This is a genomic window from Bifidobacterium sp. MSK.17.10, from assembly GCF_019129655.1.
Classification (GTDB): domain Bacteria; phylum Actinomycetota; class Actinomycetes; order Actinomycetales; family Bifidobacteriaceae; genus Bifidobacterium; species Bifidobacterium adolescentis.
Genome location: NZ_JAHOJD010000029.1, coordinates 1 through 1355 on the forward strand (window position 1 = coordinate 1; position 1355 = coordinate 1355).

Annotated in this window: 2 protein-coding genes; both read right to left on the bottom strand. The window is 61.1% G+C overall.

The window, feature by feature from the left end:
- The coding region (locus KSX58_RS10260) for an ABC transporter substrate-binding protein (RefSeq protein WP_217060922.1) at positions 1–881 on the bottom strand (881 nt) is incomplete at its 3' end.
- Positions 882–1068: 187 nt separating this feature from the next.
- On the bottom strand, positions 1069–1355 hold a 287-nt coding region (locus KSX58_RS10265; protein WP_195422662.1), incomplete at its 5' end, for a transporter substrate-binding domain-containing protein.

Consider the following 1355-nt stretch of genomic DNA (forward strand, 5'->3'; position numbering starts at 1 on the left):
TCGACGCCCCAATGCTTGAGGATCTTCATGTACGTGCCGTCATCCATCAGCTTCTGCACGGCCTTCTGCACGGCCTCGTCGAGCTGCTGGTCGCCCTTCTTGATGGCGATGCCCTGCTTGGCCACGCCTTCAACGTCGCCGAGCGCCTCAAGCTGGCCGTCGGTCTGGGAGATCGCGTAGCCGGCGACCGGCGAATCGGCGTAGAACACGTCGGCCTTACCGGTGGCCACTGCGGTGGCGGCTTCGGCCTGACGCTTGTAGGACATCACTTCGGCCTTCTTGTCGGCCTTGCAGCCCTTGGCGATCTTGTTGGCCTCGTCCTCCTGGACGGTGCCGGTCTGCACTGCGATCTTCGCGCCGCACATGTCGGAGGTGTCGAGCTTCTTCGGGTTGCCCTTCTGCACGGCCCACGTGGAGCCGGCGCGGTAGTAGCTCACGAAGTCGACGGACTGCAGACGCTCTTCGGTGATGGTCATGGCGGTGATGCCCAGATCGTACTTGGAGCCGATGGACGGGACGATGGTGTCGAACATGGAGGAGACGATCTTCGGCTTCAGGCCCAGCGTCTGGGCGATGGCCTTGGACATGTCCACATCGTAGCCGACCGGCGTCTTGCCGTCTTCGGCGTAGAATTCGGCCGGAGCATAGGACAGTTCCATGCCGACGGACAGCTCGCCGTCCTTGACGGTCTTCGCGGAGGCGGCCAGCTTGGCCAGCTCGTCATCCTTCTTGATGGTGCTCACATCGTAACCAACGGTGGTGTTCTTCGCCTTCGAGTCGCTTTTGGCGTCACCGGAATCCGTGGTGCCGCATGCGGCGACGGAGAACATCATGGCCGCGCTCAGCGCGAGAGCGGCAAACGATTTGAATTTCAACGACATAGTGGGTTCTCCTTCTATTCTCTTCCCATCCACTGAACGGTAATCGTCCATTTGCCAATCAGACGTCCAGTATTCCAAAGGCACACGATAAAACCGCAATGCTACGCCGACGTTAATCGGCAAAAAGCGTAGGGGCATCGATCTATATACGTCCGATGCCCCTACGCCCGCAGCGTCAGTGCGCCGATCAGCCCAAATCGGTCGGGTTGATCTCGGCCTTGTCGACGGCGCCGGATTCGACGCCCCAATGCTTGAGGATCTTCATGTACGTGCCGTCATCCATCAGCTTCTGCATGGCCGCCTGCACCGCCTTGGCCGTGTCGGAATCACCCTTCTTGATGGCCACGGCCTCCTTGGTCACGCCGACGTCCTCACCGAGGGCCTCAAGCTGGTCGTCGGTCTGGGAGATCGCATAACCCGCGACCGGCGAATCGGCGTAGAACACGTCGGCCTTGCCGGTGACGACGTTGGTGG